The sequence below is a fragment of the Brevibacterium samyangense genome (assembly GCF_039529845.1).
GTDB classification, from domain to species: Bacteria; Actinomycetota; Actinomycetes; order Actinomycetales; family Brevibacteriaceae; genus Brevibacterium; species Brevibacterium samyangense.
Window position 1 is genome coordinate 67104 of the sequence record NZ_BAAANO010000025.1, and the last position, 17466, is coordinate 84569.

17 protein-coding genes are annotated in these 17466 nt (G+C 67.8%); 8 read left to right on the forward strand and 9 right to left on the reverse strand.

The annotated features are described in order from the left end of the window. The first annotated feature begins 115 nt into the window (after positions 1-115). Together ABD172_RS12725 and serA are read left to right on the forward strand one after the other, a co-directional pair. Positions 116-1408: a GNAT family N-acetyltransferase gene (locus tag ABD172_RS12725; protein ID WP_344310184.1), complete on the forward strand. Its 1293-nt coding sequence runs from the start codon at positions 116-118 to the stop codon at positions 1406-1408. A gap of 159 nt (positions 1409-1567) precedes the next feature. Beyond that, on the forward strand, positions 1568-3160 hold the full coding sequence (gene serA, locus ABD172_RS12730; protein WP_344310186.1) for a phosphoglycerate dehydrogenase: 1593 nt from the start codon (positions 1568-1570) through the stop codon (positions 3158-3160). Between the two features lie 199 nt (positions 3161-3359). Here serA and ABD172_RS12735 read toward each other — a convergent pair whose 3' ends face one another. From ABD172_RS12735 to ABD172_RS12745, 3 genes are read right to left on the reverse strand one after another with little or no spacing between them, the layout of a single operon-like run. Next, positions 3360-4325 carry an SLC13 family permease gene (locus ABD172_RS12735; RefSeq protein WP_344310221.1) on the reverse strand — a complete coding sequence of 322 codons (966 nt, stop codon included), beginning with the start codon at positions 4323-4325 and terminating at the stop codon, positions 3360-3362. Continuing rightward, the gene (locus ABD172_RS12740) at positions 4220-4609 is read right to left on the reverse strand and encodes a transporter permease (RefSeq protein WP_344310188.1); all 390 of its coding nucleotides are present in this window, start codon (positions 4607-4609) and stop codon (positions 4220-4222) included. Before ABD172_RS12740 ends, ABD172_RS12735 begins: the two co-directional genes overlap by 106 nt. After that, complete coding sequence (locus tag ABD172_RS12745; protein WP_344310190.1) at positions 4606-5334, reverse strand: GntR family transcriptional regulator; 729 nt, start codon at positions 5332-5334, stop codon at positions 4606-4608. The genes ABD172_RS12740 and ABD172_RS12745 overlap by 4 nt, the downstream gene beginning before the upstream one ends. Positions 5335-5404: 70 nt before the next feature. Here ABD172_RS12745 and ABD172_RS12750 point away from each other — a divergent pair, with 70 nt between their 5' ends. Then, a complete protein-coding gene (locus tag ABD172_RS12750; protein WP_344310192.1) occupies positions 5405-6193 on the forward strand; it encodes an amidohydrolase family protein in 789 nt (262 codons plus the stop codon). Between the two features lie 699 nt (positions 6194-6892). Here the strand turns inward: ABD172_RS12750 and ABD172_RS12755 are convergent. After that, entirely contained in the window at positions 6893-7747 is an 855-nt protein-coding gene (locus tag ABD172_RS12755) for an HpcH/HpaI aldolase/citrate lyase family protein (RefSeq protein WP_344310194.1), read from the reverse strand. 210 nt (positions 7748-7957) lie between these two features. Between ABD172_RS12755 and ABD172_RS12760 the strand changes: the two genes are divergently transcribed. From ABD172_RS12760 to thyX, 5 genes are all read left to right on the forward strand, one after another. Next, positions 7958-9001: a 3-isopropylmalate dehydrogenase gene (locus tag ABD172_RS12760; RefSeq protein WP_344310196.1), complete on the forward strand. Its 1044-nt coding sequence runs from the start codon at positions 7958-7960 to the stop codon at positions 8999-9001. A gap of 114 nt (positions 9002-9115) precedes the next feature. After that, positions 9116-10204, forward strand: a complete 1089-nt coding sequence (locus ABD172_RS12765; RefSeq protein ID WP_344310198.1) for a branched-chain amino acid aminotransferase — start codon at positions 9116-9118, stop codon at positions 10202-10204. A 185-nt stretch (positions 10205-10389) separates the two neighbouring features. Then, complete coding sequence (locus ABD172_RS12770) at positions 10390-11793, forward strand: MFS transporter (RefSeq protein WP_344310200.1); 1404 nt, start codon at positions 10390-10392, stop codon at positions 11791-11793. 61 nt (positions 11794-11854) lie between these two features. Continuing rightward, a complete protein-coding gene (lplAB, locus tag ABD172_RS12775; RefSeq protein WP_344310202.1) occupies positions 11855-12934 on the forward strand; it encodes a lipoate-protein ligase LplAB in 1080 nt (359 codons plus the stop codon). Between the two features lie 60 nt (positions 12935-12994). Continuing rightward, positions 12995-13780, forward strand: coding sequence for an FAD-dependent thymidylate synthase (thyX, locus tag ABD172_RS12780; RefSeq protein ID WP_344310204.1), 786 nt, complete (start codon positions 12995-12997; stop codon positions 13778-13780). A 209-nt stretch (positions 13781-13989) separates the two neighbouring features. On the opposite strand, the gene ABD172_RS12785 is transcribed toward thyX, so the two are convergent. The 5 genes from ABD172_RS12785 to ABD172_RS12805 all read right to left on the reverse strand — a co-directional run. Further along, positions 13990-14427 carry a calcium-binding protein gene (locus ABD172_RS12785; protein ID WP_344310205.1) on the reverse strand — a complete coding sequence of 146 codons (438 nt, stop codon included), beginning with the start codon at positions 14425-14427 and terminating at the stop codon, positions 13990-13992. Positions 14428-14661: 234 nt separating this feature from the next. After that, positions 14662-14997 carry a CorA family divalent cation transporter gene (locus ABD172_RS12790; protein ID WP_344310223.1) on the reverse strand — a complete coding sequence of 112 codons (336 nt, stop codon included), beginning with the start codon at positions 14995-14997 and terminating at the stop codon, positions 14662-14664. Positions 14998-15061: 64 nt separating this feature from the next. Continuing rightward, positions 15062-16060, reverse strand: a complete 999-nt coding sequence (locus tag ABD172_RS12795) for a TerC family protein (protein WP_344310207.1) — start codon at positions 16058-16060, stop codon at positions 15062-15064. A gap of 506 nt (positions 16061-16566) precedes the next feature. Beyond that, positions 16567-16884 carry a P-II family nitrogen regulator gene (locus ABD172_RS12800; RefSeq protein ID WP_183525914.1) on the reverse strand — a complete coding sequence of 106 codons (318 nt, stop codon included), beginning with the start codon at positions 16882-16884 and terminating at the stop codon, positions 16567-16569. Further along, positions 16884-17466: putative inorganic carbon transporter subunit DabA (locus ABD172_RS12805; protein ID WP_344310209.1), on the reverse strand; the 583-nt coding region annotated here is incomplete at its 5' end. The genes ABD172_RS12805 and ABD172_RS12800, both read right to left, overlap by 1 nt.

Below are 17466 nucleotides of genomic sequence, written 5' to 3' on the forward strand. Positions count from 1 at the left end.
TCCTCGGCGTGTGTGGGCGGTACGGACCCGACCGTGCGGTCCGGGGACCGGACGGCGGGCAGGCCTCCCGTGGGCCCGGTCACAGGGACGGTTCCGGTAGCGGTAGGCTCTGCGGGTGACTGAATACCGTTTCGAAACGTTCGACCTCGGTGTCCTCGAGGACGGGTCCCCGGACACCCACACCGCGAACTACCTCCAGGCCGTGCAACTCGGCTTCAACGCCGGCCGACCCACGGACGAGGACCTGCGGAACCGGGTCGCCCGGGCACGCAAGGACGGGCGCATCGCGACCGCCGTGTACGTCGACGACGCTCCCGCCCACGCCCTCGACACCGACATCCCCGTCGCGACCTTCACCCACTTCACGAAGAGGATGCACGTGGGCGGCGGACGCCTCCTGCCGGCGCACCTCATCACGTGGGTGACGGTGCGACCCACCCACCGCCGGCGCGGGTTGCTGCGGTCGATGATGACCGCGAACCTCCAGCACGCGAAGGACGAGGGGTTCCCGCTCGCCGCGCTCACCGCGACCGAGGGTGGCATCTACACCCGGTTCGGCTTCGGTGCCGGGGAATTCTACAAGTCGATCGAGGTCGACACGAGCCCCGGCTTCCGCATGGCGGTCGAACCGGATCGCCGGGTGGAGCTCTGCAGCGCCTCGCAGCTCGAGACTCTCGAACCGGAGATCTTCTCGAAGTTCCTCCTCCAGGTGCCCGGCGCGATCGAGCGCCAGGAGGTCTACACCCAGATCGCGTCCGGCAACCTCGACTTCGCGACCGGCAAGGAGGACCGGAAGGTCCGTGCCGCTCTCCACTACGACGAGGACGGAGCCGTCGACGGTTTCGTTGCGTATCGGACTCCGCGGGGGGAGGACCTGCCGGGCGTCGTCGAGGTCGTCGACCTCGTCGCGCTCTCGGACGCCGCGTACTCCGCGCTGTGGGCGTTCCTCGCCTCGATCGACCTCACCTCGAAGGTGACCTTCGGTCATGCCGCCGCGGAATCGCCGCTGCCGTGGCTCCTCGACGACCGGCGCCGGGTGCGGACGGTCGAGGAGAAGGACGGGCTGTGGATCCGGATCCTCGATGTCGTCGCCGCGCTCGAGGCCCGGCCGTGGTACATCCCCGGCGATCTCGTCCTCCGCGTCGAGGACCCGCTCGAGCACACGACCGGCACGTACCGCCTGCGGGCGGACGGTTCCGGTTCGGGGCGGGTGGAACCGCTGACCGACTCCGCGGGCGCGGACCTCGTCCTCGGGGTGTCGCAGCTCGGGTCGATGTACCTCGGGGGAGTGGACCCCGTCGTCCTCGCCCGCGCCGGACGCATCACCGAACTCACCTCGGGCACCGCGAAGAAGGCCCGCGCGATGTTCGGGCTCGAACGCCTGCCGCACTCCCCGAACGGGTTCTGAGCGCCGCGGAGCACGCCGGGGGCGACCCGGGGTACATGCCGGTATCCGATGTCCCGCCTCGGTCGGTACCCCCGTGTTTCATCATGTGGCCCCTTGTGAAACCATTCACAAGGGGCCGCATATGATGGGCCCCGCTGCAACCAACGAGGAGGAATATCCGTGAGCAAGCCTGTGGTTCTCATTGCGGAGAATCTGTCACCCGCGACGATCGAGGCCCTGGGCCCCGATTTCGAGACGCGTTCCTGCAATGGGGCCGACCGTGCCGAGCTGCTGTCCGCGATCACGGACGTCGACGCGATCCTCGTCCGCTCGGCCACCCAGGTCGACGCCGAGGCGATCGCCGCCGCGAAGAAGCTCAAGGTCGTCGCCCGCGCGGGTGTGGGCCTCGACAACGTCGACGTCGCCGCGGCGACGAAGGCCGGCGTCATGGTCGTCAACGCCCCGACCTCGAACGTCATCTCGGCCGCCGAGCTCACGATGACCCACATCCTCGCCTCCGCGCGCAACTTCGGCGAGGGCCACGTGACCCTCCGGAACGGCGAGTGGAAGCGTTCGAAGCTCAATGGCGTCGAACTCTACGAGAAGACCCTCGGCATCATCGGCCTCGGTCGCATCGGCGGCCTCGTCGCCGAGCGCGCGAAGGCGTTCGGCATGCGCCTCGTCGGGTACGACCCGTACATCACGCAGGCCCGGGCCGCCCAGATGGGTGTCGAGGTCATGTCCCTCGACGACCTCCTCGCGCAGTCGGACTTCATCACCGTCCACATGCCGAAGACGCCGGAGACCCTCGGCATGCTCGGCAAGGAGGCCTTCGCGAAGGCGAAGAAGGGCGTCCGGATCATCAACGTCGCCCGTGGTGGCATCGTCGACGAGGCCGCCCTCGCCGAGGCGGTCTCCGCCGGGATCGTCGATGGCGCCGGTATCGACGTGTGGAGCCAGGAGCCGCCGGAGCACGGCCCGCTCATGGAACTGCCGACCGTGAACGTCACCCCGCACCTCGGTGCTTCGACCGTCGAGGCCCAGGAGAAGGCGGGTGTCTCCGTCGCGAAGTCGGTGCGCCTCGCGCTCGCCGGTGACCTCGTGCCGGACGCCGTCAACGTCTCCGGGGGCGCGATCCACGAGGACGTCCGGCCGGGCATCCCGCTCGCCGAGCGCCTCGGCCGGGTCGCGAACGCGCTCGCCGGCGAACCCGTCACCCACTTCCGTTTCGAGGTGCGCGGCGAGATCGCCGACAAGGACGTCTCCGTCCTCCAGCTCTCGGGCCTCAAGGGTCTGTTCAAGGACGTCGTCTCCACGCCGGTGTCGTACGTGAACGCTCCGATCCTCGCGGAGGAACGCGGCGTCACGACCGAACTCTTCACCTCTCCGGTGCTCGAGTCCTTCCGCAACCAGACCACCGTCGTCGTCACGACGACCTCGGGCCGCCAGGTGCGCGTCTCCGGCACCGTCACCGGGCCGAAGCTCGTGCAGAAGCTCACCGAGGTCGACGGCTACGAACTCGAGATCGAGCTCGCCGAGCACCTCCTCGTCTTCAAGTACGAGGACCGCCCCGGCATCATCGGCCAGTTCGGTCAGGCACTCGGCCGCGGTGGCATCAACATCGCGGGCATGCAGGTCTCCCGCGGCGAGGGCACCGGTGAGGCGCTCTCCGTCATGGCTGTCGACTCCGAGGTGACCCAGGAGGTCGTCACCGCGCTCGCCGGCGCCGTCGACGCCTCCCAGTTCACCGCCGTGAACCTCACGGAGGACTGAGCAGGTCCCTTCCGCGCAGCAGCCCCGGTTCTCACAAGGAAAACCGGGGCTGCTGCATGTGCGGGTGTCGGGGCGGCGGAGTCAGCTGCGCACTTCGGCACGATTTCGGAGTCAGCTGCGCACTTCGGCACGATTTCAGGCGGCTGGATCGTGCCGGATCGCACAGCTGATGCCGGGGTTACAGCACGAGGAAGCCGAGCTACACGAGGACGGGCGTGACGGCGACCATCGACATGCCCCATGCCATGAGGCCCTTGAAGGTGCGGGTGCGCTTCGCCTCCTCGGTGTTCGTCACGACGAGCGCTCCGCCGGTGGAGAACGGGGAGGCATCGGAGGACGAGGCGGCGACCGACAGGGCGACGACGAATCCGAGCACCGGGAGATCTCCCCCGGTGAGCAGGGGCGCCGCGAGCGGGACGAGCGCGCCGAACATCGCATTCGTCGAGGCGAAGGCGCTCACTGCACCGGCGACGTACAGCATGAGCAGCCCGGCGGCGAGGGGGACGCCGATCCCGGAGACCGAACCGGCGAGGGAGTCGACGACACCCGCGTTCTGGAGGACGGTGATGTACGCGACGATGCCGCCGATGAGGAGCACGACGGCCCGGCCGATCCGCTCCATGCCCTCCTTGAGGTCGGACGGGAACACGAGTGCGAGGACGCCGGCGGCGGAGAGGGCGAGGAAGCCGACATCGATCCCGGCGAGCAGGCCGAGTCCGAGGATCCCGGCGAAGAGGACGATCGTGAGGATCTGCCGGGCTGTCCACAGTTCGGGCGTTCCGACCGCCTCGGTCTCCGCGTCATCGCCGCGCCCCTCGGCCAGGAGCGCTCGTCCGCCGAGGAGGAAGAAGGCGACGATGTTGAGCACGAGTCCGCACGCGAAGGTGAGGAGGAAGACCGGGATCGGGTCCACCGTGATCCCCGACTGGGCGAGGACACCGTCGATGATCGTGAAGTAGACCGCGATCGGGGAGAACCCTCCGGCGTTCGTGCCGTTGAGGATCGACAGTCCGACGAGCAGTGGGCTGATCCGGTAGCGCGCAGCAGTGGGTTGATCCGTTAGCGCGCAGCGAACGCGAGTCCGACGGGAATGAGGATCGAGTTGGTTGCGGCCGAGAGCGCGCCGGAACCGGTGATGAGCGCAGCGAGCAGGAAGAAGACCCAGGGGATGAGGGCGCGACGACCGCGGACGAGGCGCACCGCGGAATCGACGACGTGCTGTACCGTGCCGTTGGCCCGGGCGAGTCCGAAGAAGAAGGTGACGCCCACGAGGGTGACGAGGAGGTTGCCCGGGAATCCGGCCGCGACATCCGCCGCGTCCACCCCGAAGTAGAGAGTACCGAGGGCGAAGGCGGCGACGAGTGCGATCGCCCCCATGCTCACTCCGCGCCACATGGACAGGGCGAAGACGAGGACGAGGCCGGCGATGCCGACGATCTCGGGAATCACTGGATCTCCATCCGGTAGGTGAAGTCGGCCGCGGGGGTCCGGCTGATGCGGTGTTCGAGGGCGTCGCCACGGACGTCGCGGGCGAGGCGCTCGATGCGGACGAGTGGGGCATCACGGTCGACGCCGAGGGCACGGGCCTCGTCCGCCGTCGCGGTGGTGATGGTCATGACCTCCGAGGCGGTCGTCACCGTCTGCGCGCACAACTCCTCGTACTGCGGGTAGAGCAGGTCGGCGAAGTCCTCGACCGGGAGGTCCGCGAGTGGGGCGAAACGGTCCGCGGGCAACGCGATGTCCTCGAGCGCGAGCACGCGATCACCGAGGCGACGTTCCCGGTGGAGCCGGACGATCGGGGCACCGGAGGGGAGGTCGAGTGCCTCGGCGACGGGCGCCTCGGCGGTGGTCACGGTGCGCTCGAGGACATGTCCGGTGGGGAGGGGGCCCGAGGGGTCGCCATGGCGGAGGAATCGGAGGAACGAGGTGGAGAAGTCGGCGCGGCGCACGTACGTGCCACGGCCCTGTTCGCGCACGAGCCTACCGGCAGCCACGAGGTCGGAGAGGACCTTGCGCATGGTGCCGACGGAGATGCCGTACTCCTCGGCGAGGGAACGTTCGGGTGGGAGGGGGGTGCGGGGCGACCATTCGCCTGCGGCGATCCTGTCGACGAGGTCATCACCGACACGTACGTGGAGCGGCAGGCGGCCGTCCGATCTCAACGTCCTTGTCATGCGGGACATCCTGACACAGATTGCTATATAGGTCTATAGCAATACTGCGCAATGCCGCTAGGGTGGTGCCATGGCAGCTCACCTCTCCCCGGGAACCGGTTCCCTCTTCGACGCCCCGACGGACGGGCCGGGGGACCACCACGCACACGTGTTCGCCGCGAACGTCGCGGGCACGCCGCACCCGCGGTACGTCCCGGACTACGACGCGACGGTCGCGGAGTACTTCGCCCAGCTCGACATGCACGGTCTGTCCTGGGGGACGCTCGTGCAGCCGAGTTTCCTCGGCACCGACAACTCGATGCTTCTCGCCGCGCTCGCGGACCACCCGGACCGGCTGCGCGGGGTGGCCGTCCTCGACGGCGAGGATCCGAGGCGCACGTGCCCGGACATCGCCGACTGGCACGCCCGCGGGGTCCGCGGTGTGCGTCTCAACCTCCTCGGGTCGACAGGTCCGGACCTCAGCCGTCCGGCGTGGCAGACCTTCCTCGACGACATGGCCGCGCACGGCTGGCATCTCGAACTCCAGATCCCGCCCGAGGCATGGGCCACCTGGGTGCCGATCCTCGCGGACGTCCCGTGTCGGGTCGTCATCGACCATCTGGGCCTGCCGGAATCCGTCGACGCGGTCCCCGGTCACCCGCTCCTCGCGCTCGCCGTGCTGCCGCACGTGTGGGTGAAGGCCTCCGGGTCCTACCGGTGTGGCCCGGGAGCCGCGCGTGCGATGTACGAGGCACTGTGCTCCGCGGGAACCGACCGACTGGTACCCGGCAGCGACCGGCCGCACACGCGGTTCGAGGGCCGGGCGACGGGGGCGTGGGAGTTCTTCGGAGCAGGGGAGTTCTTCGACGCGGGGGAGTGAGCACGCACCGACGACGGCACTCCGGGAATGCTGCGCGTATTCCCGCATGAGACACGAGCTCCCGGCTCCCGGCCTTCCGCCCGCACAGGGTCCGGCAGTCGTAATCTCCGAACATGACCATCACCCCGTTCACCGCCCTGTGGGTGATGTTCCTCCTCGGAGTGCTCGCGTTCGCACTCGTGCTGTGGGCGCTCCTGCGGCACCGCGGTGACCTCGCGCGCCGGACGACGCTCACGGCGCTCGCGGTGCTCAACTGGGGTCTGTCGACGTGGTTCACCTTCGACCGGATCGCCGACCCGGCCTACCCGGACTTCGTGTTCGACCGGAACTGGCCCTTCCACTACCGCCCGCGGTACGTCGACGCGCTCCTGTCGCTCGTGTGGTTCACGTGCGTGGCGATGGGCGTCCTCGCCGTCACGGTCCTCGCACGCGCCTTCGTCGATCCGCTCGCGAACTACATGTACCTCTTCGATCCCGAGGGTGCGGGCATCCTCGTGCTCCTCTGGGACCTCATCGGCATCCCGGTGCTCTACGAGCTCCCGCTCCTGCCGTTCCTCGCCCCGGCTTTCCTCGGCATGGTCGCAGCGCACCACGGCATCGAGCGGCTCGCCGGTGCCGTGCGATCAGTGGGGAGCCGGACGTCGCCGAGGCGCGGGTCGCCGATGAGGCCCTCCGCGCCTCGGGGGACCTCCCCGCTGTTCACGCGTTCCAGAGTCCGTAGCTGTCGGCGAGCTGCGCGATCTTCTTCGCGCGGGCCAGGCGCGGCAGGTAGGAGCCGTCGGGGACGGTCGTGTTGCCCTCGGCCTGCTGGAGCATCTCGCGGGCCCAGGCGCGGTCGTCCTCGCTCGGTGCGAGTGCCTCGTTCACGGTGCTCACCTGGTCGACATTGAGGACGAGCTTGCCGGCCATGCCCATCTTCATCGTCCAGGCGCAGTCGTCGAGGACGCGGTCGCGGCCGGCGTCCGCGGCCGGCGGGCCGTCGATCGCACCGGGCAGGCCGCCCACGCGGGTCGCGATGACGAGGCGCGAGCGCGCGTACGCGAGGGCGATCGGATCGTCGGCGACCCCGGTGTCCTTCCGGAAGTCATTGGTGCCGAGCGCGAGGCGGAAGGTGCCGGGCGCCTCGGCGATCCGGGTGGCGTTCTCGATGCCGAGTGCGGTCTCGATGAGAGCGATGACGGGCACTCCGGCGCCGGCGCGCATCGCGGTCCACGTCACCTGCTCGGGCTTCTCGGTGTTCGGCAGGACGACGCCACGCAGGCCCGGGAGGGACCGCAGCGCCGCGAGATCGGCCTCCCACTCGGGAGTGCCCATCGAGTTCACGCGGACCCAACCGGCCATGCCCGCCTCGAGCGCCTTCACGACGTTGTTGCGGGCGGCGTCCTTGCCCGCGTCGGGAACGGACGCCTCGAGGTCGAAGATGACGGAGTCCGCCTCGGAGGCCTGGCAGTTCCCGAAGACATCCGGGAACCCGGCGTTCACGAGGAGCCAGGAACGGGAGAGCTTCGCGGGGAGGGCGGCAGCGCGGGCATTGCGAATGGAAGCGGTCGGCATGACTCCGATTGTATGAATCCCGGACCGGATTCTTGTGTCGAAGTGCTCACCATGAGACAGGGGATTGGTGGACGGGGACCTGTTGGCAGTAATCGAGAGGCGCGTGGGCGTCGTGAGGGGGGGCGGAAGGTGCCGTCGATGGCGGCCGGCGGGTGTCCGGATCGTGAACACGCTTTCCGGGATCCGAGACGCCATCCCTAGACTCGCCGTATGACCACGTACAGGATCGCCGTGATGCCGGGCGACGGCATCGGAACCGAAGTCGTCCCCGAGGGACTCAAGGTCCTCACCCGCGCCGTCGAGCTCAGCGGTGAGCCGGTCGAGTTCGAGTTCGGACAGTTCGAGGCCTCCGCCCGCCGCTGGCACGAGACGGGTGAGACGATCACCGACGCCGAGCTCGAGGACCTCCGCAGCTACGACGCGATCTACTTCGGTGCGTGCGGCGACCCGAGTGTTCCGTCCGGAGTGCTCGAACGCGGCATCATCCTCAAGATGCGGTTCGGGCTCGACCATGCGGTCAACCTCCGCCCCTCGAAGCTGTTCGCCGGGAACCCGTCCCCGCTCGCGAACCCGGGCGAGATCGACTTCGTCGTCGTCCGCGAGGGCACCGAGGGTTCGTACACCGGGCAGGGCGGCAATATGCGCGTCGACACCCCGGCCGAGGTCGCGACCGAGGTCTCCGTCAACACGTGGTTCGGCATCGAGCGTACCGTGCGCTTCGCGTTCGAGAAGGCGATGACCCGCCGCCGGAAACTCACGTGGGTCCACAAGAACAACGTCATGGTCCACGCCGGGCACCTGTGGCGCCGTGTCGTCGAGTCCGTCGCTCCCGAGTACCCCGATGTCGCCGTGAACTACGAGCATGCGGACGCCTGCACGATGTACCTGGTCAACGACCCGTCCCGGTACGACGTCATCGTCACCGACAATCTCTTCGGCGACATCCTCACCGACCTCGCCGCCGCGGTCACCGGTGGCATCGGGCTCGCGGCCTCCGGCAACCTCAATGTGAGCGGGACCGGTCCGAGCCTCTTCGAGCCCATCCACGGCTCCGCCCCGGACATCGCCGGTCAGCAGAAGGCCGACCCCACCGCCGCGATCCTCTCCGCCTCGCTCATGGCCGAGTCCCTCGGGCTGCCGGTCGTCGCCAAGGCGATCCAGGGTGCGGTGGAGGCCGACCTCGCCGAGCGCGATGGCCTCGGAGCGCGGTCGACCGCACAGATCGGCGATGCGATCGCGGCCCGCCTCGGGTGACCGCAGCTGCTGCGGTCCACTCGCGGCGCCGGCCCGCGGTGTTCCGCGTCACGGAACGCGCGGTACGCTGATCCCCATCACCCATCCCCTCGTGAGAATTGCGTAGAGAAATCGATGTCTGAATTCCAGCTCCTGAAGAACGTCGAACCGAAGTCCGCCGCGGTCCGTGACGCGATCATGGCCGACCCCGGGTTCGGTAACCACTTCACGGATCACATGGCGCACATCCGATACACGACGGAACAGGGGTGGCACGGCCACGAGGTCAAGCCCTACGGCCCGCTCCTCCTCGATCCGGCCGCCGCGGTCCTCCACTACGCGCAGGAGATCTTCGAGGGGCTCAAGGCGTACCGTCATGCCGACGGTTCCGTGTGGACGTTCCGTCCCGAGAGGAACGCCGAGCGCTTCAACCTGTCCGCCGAGCGCCTCGCCCTGCCGCAGCTGCCCGTCGAGGACTTCGTCGAGTCCCTCCGTGCCACCGTCGAGCAGGACGCCGCCTGGGTCCCGACCCCGAAGGACGCCTCCGACGAGGTCTCCCTCTACCTGCGACCCTTCATGATCGCCTCCGAGAGCTTCCTCGGTGTGCGCCCCAGCCAGACGGTCGACTACTACGTCATCGCCTCCCCGGCCGGCGCCTACTTCGAGGGCGGTGCGAAGGGCGTCGACATCTGGCTCTCCGACAAGCTCAAGCGCGCCTCGATGGGCGGCACCGGCTTCGCGAAGTGCGGCGGTAACTACGCTGCCTCGATGACCGCCCAGGCGGAGGCCGCGGCCCACGGGTGCAAGCAGGTGATGTTCACCGACGCCGCGGAGTCCCGCTACCTCGAGGAACTCGGCGGCATGAACCTCATGCTCGTCACGCAGGACGGCGAGCTCATCACCCCCGAGCTCGGTGACTCGATCCTCAACGGTGTCACCCGTCGCTCGCTCCTCGAACTCGCACCCTCCCTCGGACTCACCCCGATCGAGCGGAAGATCGAGGTCTCCGAATGGGTCAAGGGCGTCGAGTCCGGCTACATCACCGAGGCCTTCGCCTGCGGTACCGCCGCCGTCATCACCCCGATCGGCCGCCTCCTCGGCAACGAGGTCGAGGTCGACATGGGCGACACCGGCGAGTACACGACGAAGCTCCGCACCGCCCTCCTCGACATCCAGTACGGCCGCGCCGAGGACACGAACAACTGGCTGGTCCGCCTGGCCTGATCCCGGCTGTCCGCACCGGATCCGGCCCCTCCGCCGAGGCGTCCGGTCCCTTCCCGAGGGACCGGGCGCCTCGGCGTTCGTGTCGGGGCACCCGCGGTGCGGGTCGGCAGCGCTGCGCGACGCCTCGGCGTGTGAGGTGCGCATGAATGCGCGCACGTGCGCAAAAGAGGAGTACGCTGGCGGGCATGTCCACACTGCATGCCTCCGCCCGCTCCCCGCGGGCCGTCCTGCGCGCCGACGAGGTCGTCGCCGCCCTGCCCTGGCGATGGCGCACCCAGGGCACGATCTTCCTCATCGGCGGACTCGGTTTCATGTTCGACGCCTGGGATGTCGCGCTCAACGGATTCCTCATCCCCCTGCTCAGCGACGAGTGGGGGTTGAGCGTCGGGCAGGCCGCGTGGATCGCGACCGCGAACCTCATCGGGATGGCCCTCGGTGCCTTCGTGTGGGGTGGGATCGCGGACCGGATCGGACGCAAGAAGGCCTTCACCCTCACGATCCTCGTCTTCTCCCTCTTCACGGTGCTCGGCGCCTTCAGCCCGAACCTCGCGCTCTTCGTCGTCTTCCGATTCGTCGCCGGGTTCGGCCTGGGTGGTTGCATTCCCGTCGACTACGCGCTCGTCGGTGAGTTCACGCCCGCCAAGCACCGGGGTCGCGTCCTCACCGCCATGGACGGCTGGTGGCCGATCGGGGCGACCGCGTGCGCGTTCGTCTCCGCGTGGATCGTCGGTCTCGGCGGGTCGTGGCGCCACACGATGCTCGTCATGGTGATCCCCGCCCTCCTCGTGTTCGCGGTGCGCCTGGGCATCCCGGAGTCGCCGATGTGGCTCGCGGCGCGGGGACGACACGCGGAGGCCGATGCGGTCATCCGCCGGCTCGTCGAACGCACCGGGGCGGACATCGACACGTGGACCCACGAGGGAGTCCGGACGATCGAGGTGCGCGCAGGGTTCGCGGAACGGTTCCAGGCGGCGACGGGCCAGCTCGTGGAGCTGTGGCGGTTCTCCTCGAAGGTCACGGCGACCGCGTGGTTGCTCTTCGTGTCCGTCCTCCTCCTCTACTACGCGGCTCTCACCTGGCTGCCGAAGATCCTCCGCGAACAGGGACTCGGGGATCAGGCCGCGTTCCTCGTCACCGGCCAGATGACGGCGGTCGGGATCGCCGGAGTCGTCGCCTGTGCACTCCTCGTCGAGTTCACCGGACGCAAGTGGATGCTCGGTGGCTCCGCGGTCCTCGCTGCCGCCGCGCTCGTCGGTTTCGCGCTCGCCCTCGAGCACTCGGGTGCCGAGCTCACGCTCGCGGCGAAGGTCGGGATCCTCGGATTCGGGTTCCTCATCCAGATGTCGATCCCGGCGCTCTACACCTACGTCTCCGAGCTGTACCCGACGCGCCTGCGCGGTTCCGGATTCGGGTGGGCGTCCTCGGCCTCGCGTGTCGCGACCGGGATCGCCCCCGTCGTGTTCGGCTCGTTCATGTGGCCGTACTTCGGCCTCGTGTGGACCTTCGTCCTCATCGGCGGGCTCGTGGTCGTTGCCGCGCTCGTGATGACGGTGGCGACGAAGGAGACGACAGGCACGGAACTCGAGTGAGGTGCTGAGCACCTGTGTGAAGTGCCGAGAGCCTGCGTGAGGTGCGCGTAATCTGGGAGGCATGACGGACGACACGCGTGAGGTGTTCCACGGCGAGCACAAGGTCAATGGCGGCAAACTCGTGGTCGCGGACATCGAGACCGACGGTCGCACGATCACCGGGGTGAAGATCTCCGGTGACTTCTTCCTCGAACCCGAGGAGGCCTTCTTCGACCTCGCACCGGCACTCGTCGGGGCCTCGGTCCGGGACTCGGGGCAGGAACTCACGAGGCGCCTCGACCACGCGCTCGGGGCGTACCCCGATCTCGAGATGCACGGCTTCTCCACCGCCGACGTCGCGACGGTCGTCCGCCGCGCCCTCACCCGCGCGACGAACTTCACCGACTACGACTGGAGGATCATCCGCGGACCGGTCCTTCCCACGAAGGTGAACGTCGCTCTCGACGAGGTGCTCCTGCAGTCCGTGCAGGACGGTACCCGTACCCCGACCCTCCGGTTCTGGGAGTGGAACGACAAGGCGACCGTCATCGGGTCCTTCCAGTCGTACATGAACGAGATCCGCCCCGAGGGCGTCGAGAAGTACGGCATCGACGTCGTCCGCCGCATCTCCGGTGGTGGCGCGATGTTCATGGAGGGCGGCAACTGCATCACGTACTCGATGTTCGTCCCCGAGTCCCTCGTCGCCGGCCTCGACTACGCGGAGTCCTATGCGTACCTCGACAAATGGGTGATCGCCGCGCTCGCCGAACAGGGCGTGGACGCCTGGTACCAGCCGATCAACGACATCACCTCCACCGGAGGCAAGATCGGCGGGGCCGCCCAGAAGCGCCTCACCTCGGGCACCGTGCTCCACCACGCGACGATGTCCTACGACATCGACGCCGACAAGATGGTCGAGGTCCTCCGGATCGGTCAGGCGAAGATCAGCGACAAGGGCATCTCCTCGGCGAAGAAGCGCGTCGACCCGCTGCGCCGACAGACCGGCTCCACCCGTGAGGAGATCATCGACACGATGGTGAAGGTGTTCACCGAGCGTTACGGCGCGACTCCGGACACGTACACCGACGAGGAGATGGCCCGCGCCGAGGAGCTCGTGCGGACGAAGTTCGGCACCTACGAGTGGACGCACCGGGTGCCGTGAGCTTCGACTACGCTTGAGCGGTGCCGTCCGGCACCCCGACATCCAGCAAGGAGACCTTTCGTGCGCCACGTCGAACCTTCCGTCGAACTCATCGCCCGCCCGCAGATCGACTGGGACGCGCTGAAGAAGTACCTCGGCGAGGTCGGCGGCCTGTCGTGGGCCGAGCGCGTGGAACCGCAGGACTCCCCGGATGCCGAGGACCTCGTCGAGTTCGCCGGCCGCATGTGCTACCGCTCGTGGGAGCCCGGGCTCAACCCGAACGTCGGGCGGGTACGGACGGACTCGGGCCAGTACCTCGGCAACGTCATCGGTTCCCAGCACGGTTCGGTGCTCGAGCACGCGAACTTCACGTTCGTGCTCCACAACGTCTCCCGCGTCCTCACTCATGAACTCATCCGGCATCGCGCCGGCTGCGCGTACTCGCAGGAGTCGCTCCGGTACGTGCGCCTCGAGGAGATCCCCTTCTGGTTCCCCGAGTGGGCACGGGAGGACGAGGAGCTCATGGAGCGGTCCCTCAAGGTGCTCGACACCCTCGAGGAACACCAGAAGTGGATGGCCGAGCACTTCGAACTCGACAAGGAGGGGACGAAGTTCGCGCACAAGAAGCACATGACCTCCTTCATGCGTCGGTTCGCCCCCGAGGGTCTGGGTACCGGCATCGTGTACACCGCGAACCTCCGGTCGCTCCGCCACGTCATCGAGATGCGCACCGCGCCCGGCGCCGAGGAGGAGATCCGCCTCGTGTTCGGTAAGGTCGCCGAGATCATGAAGCAGGAGGCGCCTGCGATCTTCGCCGACTACGACGTCGAGGAAGGCGCCTGGATCCCGGGCACGCGCAAGGCCTGAGGCCGGGGCCGCGCCGGATTCACCCCCCCGGCGCATCCGAGTACGAGAGATCCCATGTCGGCGGTTCGCAGGAACCGCCGACATGGGATCTCTTCGTGGTGAGACGCGTTCTCGACCCCAAGGCGACTCGAGGCGCTCGGTCGATACGGAAATGACGCGCGGTGCTTCCGGAACAGCGCGTCGGAAAGCGCAGTCGTCGGGTTCCGTCGTTACTTCGGCATCACGTCGGGGGCGAGGTAGTGCCGATCCGTGCAGCCACTGGGAAGCTTCCCGGATCCGCTCGTGTAGAAGACGCGGTCCTCGGACGTGCAATTGATGTCGTCATCGGCCCGATCGGCAGTGAGGTCGAACGTGTCCCTGCCGGGGCCGCCGTTCACCGTGTCCTTCCCTCCGCCGTCGACGATGATGTCCGAACGGTATCCGCCCTTGAGTGTGTCGTATCCGGGTCCGCAGTAGATCTGGTCGTTCCCGGTGTCGCCCTCGATGTGATCGCCGCCCTTGTCTCCGCGCAGGACGTCGTTCCCGCCGCGTCCGTGCATCGGGGATGCTGCAGCGGGTGACGAAAGCAGCAGGGCACCGGACACGAGGACGGCGGCGACGGCCCCGGTGCGGATGACGACGTTCGATTTCGATGTGCGTGCGGTCATGTTTCGCTCCTGGCGGTGCAGGGATGGCGGCTTCCGGACCGCGATGCGCGAGATCCGATCGCCGAGGTGCCGCTCGAGCACCCGTATCGACCGTTTCACCTGATGACGCCCCACAGGCGGAGCGGCGCATCGGTCCTGGAACAGGTATTTCGCACGCGCGACAGAAGTGTCACAGGCTCGATGGACCCCGGGTGGCACGACAGGACAGGGGCTCCGCCGTGATAACGGCGCCGCCTAGATCCAGTCGACCTTCCGGAAGATCGTGTACATGACGACGCAACCGGTGAGCATGAGCGCGAGGGCCATCGGGTAGCCGAGGAGCCAGTGGAGTTCGGGCATGTGCGTGAAGTTCATGCCGTACACGCCCGCCACGAGTGAGGGGAAGAAGAGGATGCCCGCCCACGCGGAGATCTTCTTCATCTGGTCGTTCTGCCGTTCCGCGACGACGGTCGCGTTCACTGTGAAGATCTCGCGGACGAGGGCGCGCAGCCGGACGCTCCGCTCGATCGCCGCCGTGATGTGGTCGGTGACGTCGCGCATCCGGCGCAGGAGTTCACGGGCTCTTCGCAGTTGACGGTGTAGTCGGGGTCGGGGGAGGGATCAGCGCGGTGCAGGATGCTCACGAGAGTTCCTTCTATGTGTCATCGGCTGAGACCTGCTCGGCTGGGCGGCGGTCGCCGCGGGTCTTGATGAGGCTGGCGATGGTCGCCACCGCGATCGTCCCGGCGATGAAGAGTAGCGAGAGCCAGATCGGGATCTCGGGGATCACCGTGATCGGCTCGCCGCCGTTGATGAACGGCAACTCGTTCTTGTGCAGGGCGTGGATGAGCAGCTTCACGCCGATGAAGGCCAGGATGACAGCGAGCCCCTGCGCGAGGTAGACCAGCCGCTCCAGCAGGCCGCCGATCAAGAAGAACAGCTGGCGTAAGCCCATGAGCGCGAACGCGTTGGCGGTGAAGACGATGTACGCCTCTTCGGTCAGCCCGTAGATCGCCGGGATCGAGTCGACCGCGAAGATGAGGTCGACGAAGCCGATCGCGATGATGGTGAGCAGCATCGGCGTGGCCCAGCGGCGCCCCTGCTGCACGATCGTGAGGCGGTCGCCGTGGTACTCGTCGGTCACGCGCATATGGCGGCGCACGAAGCGCATGAACCTGCCGTCGGCGGGGTTGGAGTCGCCGTGTGTGAAAGCCTGCCGGTAGGCGAGGAAGAGCAGCAGTGCACCGAATCCGTAGAACACCCACGAAAAGCTCTCGATGAGCGTCGCGCCGACGGCGATGAAGATGCCGCGGAGGATCAGTGCGATCACGATGCCGATCATCAGCACCTTTTGCTGATAGATCTTCGGCACGGCAAAGCTTGTCATCACGATGAGGAAGACGAAGAGGTTGTCGATCGACAGCGCCTTCTCGGTCAGATACCCGGCGAAGTACTCACCGCCGTACGTCCAGCCTGACACCATTCCGATGCCGACGCCGAACAGCAGCGCGAGACCGATGTAGAAGGCCGACCAGCGGGCGGATTCGCCTATGGTCGGCTCGTGGGGCTTGCGCACGTGCGCGTAGAACTCGTAGACGAAGAACGCGATCGTGACTGCGATCGTGATGATCCAGACGAGCGGGGGGATGTTCACAGCGGGGTCCTAACCGTGGAGTGAGCGGATCAGTGCCAAGGTCTTCTCCATCCTCGTGATCGAGGACCGGTGGCCCGGGATGCGGCGTGCATCCGTAATGACGAGCCGACTGTGGCGGAGTACTCCCCCTGGACTTCCAAGTATGCATGTCCTCGCCGTGTTTCCTGAACAGGTCGTGGTGGGCTTGCACGATGACGCCTTGGTGGGGAAGCCGAGGCGGGTGGCGCTGGAGAGGGCTTGTGCGCTGGTGAGGATGTGCCGGCCCGGGGGCACGGGGAAGCTGGCGGCGCGGAGTCCGAGGAGTGCTTTGCTGCGTGCGGCCTGTTGTGGGGTGAGGGTACGAGGGATGTCGCCGGCGAAGGATCCGAACTGGTCGGTGTCGATTCCTGCCGGGGCGAGAACCGCGGCGCCAAGGATTGTGCGGAACGGTCCGCGGGCGAGTTGTTCTTTGCCGTGCATGGTGGCAAACGCGATGACAGCACCGCGGTAGGGGTTCGGGGTGGGTGTCATTGGAAGTAGTCAGGTCGGCTGACGTAGGTGTCGGTGACGAACATCACGCCGCTGCAGGTGGTGAACAGTTCCCGGGCTGCGGTGATGAGCTCTTCGGCGCGCTCGGGGGGGAGGACGGTGATCAGCATGGTGAGGGTGTCGTAGTCGTTGAACAGCAGCGCACCGGAGTGTTGGCCGTGGTGGCCGATACCCGAGACGCCGGAGACGGCGGTGTAGCCGGTGGCGCCGGCGGCGGTGATCAGGGCGCGGATCGAGGGGGCGTCGCGGCCGGGGACGACGAATTCCACCTTCGTCATTTCGGTCAGTCCGTGCATCACCGGTTCTCCTTCTTGTGTGTGCGGGTGGGTTGGCTCGCCCAGCCGTAGCGGGTGTACCGGTGCCAGGGAGTTGTGGGGGCGGGGCGGGCAGTGAGGGTGATCCAGTCGTTGTCGAACAGGTCGCGCAGGACTTGGTTGCCGGAGATGATGTCGCCGATCCTCTCGAGCGGGGCTTGGACGATCACGCTCAGGCGAACCGGTTCGTGCAGGAGAGTGTCACCGACAGCAACGGATTGCCAGGGAAGGCCGCGGCGGAGGTCGCCGCTGTGGCCGGCGAGGACGCCGATGCCGCCGATGGCGTTGTGGATGGTTTTGGTGCCGGCGGAGAGCACGTCGGGGTTGAGGGTGGAGAAGTAGTACTGGTGGTTGATCCACTGAGCCACGATCATCGGGGCGGTCAGGATGGTTTCCAGCCCTGTCCCGTCAGGGTCCATTTCGGTGCGGTAGGAATGCAGGAACACGCGGCGGTGCAGGTTCGCACTGGCGGTCATTTCCCGGGGGCCGATGATCATGGCGGCGTTGCCTGCTAGGGCGTGTCTGTTAATTCCTTCAGCCACGACACGACCCCGTGCAACACGA

Excerpts from the sequence above, each read along its gene's own strand:
- ABD172_RS12745 (WP_344310190.1), bottom strand. The coding sequence starts at position 5,334 with ATGACAAGGACGTTGAGATCGGACGGCCGCCTGCCGCTCCACGTACGT.
- ABD172_RS12750 (WP_344310192.1), top strand. The coding sequence starts at position 5,405 with ATGGCAGCTCACCTCTCCCCGGGAACCGGTTCCCTCTTCGACGCCCCG.
- ABD172_RS12755 (WP_344310194.1), bottom strand. The coding sequence starts at position 7,747 with ATGCCGACCGCTTCCATTCGCAATGCCCGCGCTGCCGCCCTCCCCGCG.
- ABD172_RS12760 (WP_344310196.1), top strand. The coding sequence starts at position 7,958 with ATGACCACGTACAGGATCGCCGTGATGCCGGGCGACGGCATCGGAACC.
- ABD172_RS12765 (WP_344310198.1), top strand. The coding sequence starts at position 9,116 with ATGTCTGAATTCCAGCTCCTGAAGAACGTCGAACCGAAGTCCGCCGCG.
- ABD172_RS12770 (WP_344310200.1), top strand. The coding sequence starts at position 10,390 with ATGTCCACACTGCATGCCTCCGCCCGCTCCCCGCGGGCCGTCCTGCGC.
- lplAB (WP_344310202.1), top strand. The coding sequence starts at position 11,855 with ATGACGGACGACACGCGTGAGGTGTTCCACGGCGAGCACAAGGTCAAT.
- ABD172_RS12785 (WP_344310205.1), bottom strand. The coding sequence starts at position 14,427 with ATGACCGCACGCACATCGAAATCGAACGTCGTCATCCGCACCGGGGCC.
- ABD172_RS12800 (WP_183525914.1), bottom strand. The coding sequence starts at position 16,884 with ATGCACGGACTGACCGAAATGACGAAGGTGGAATTCGTCGTCCCCGGC.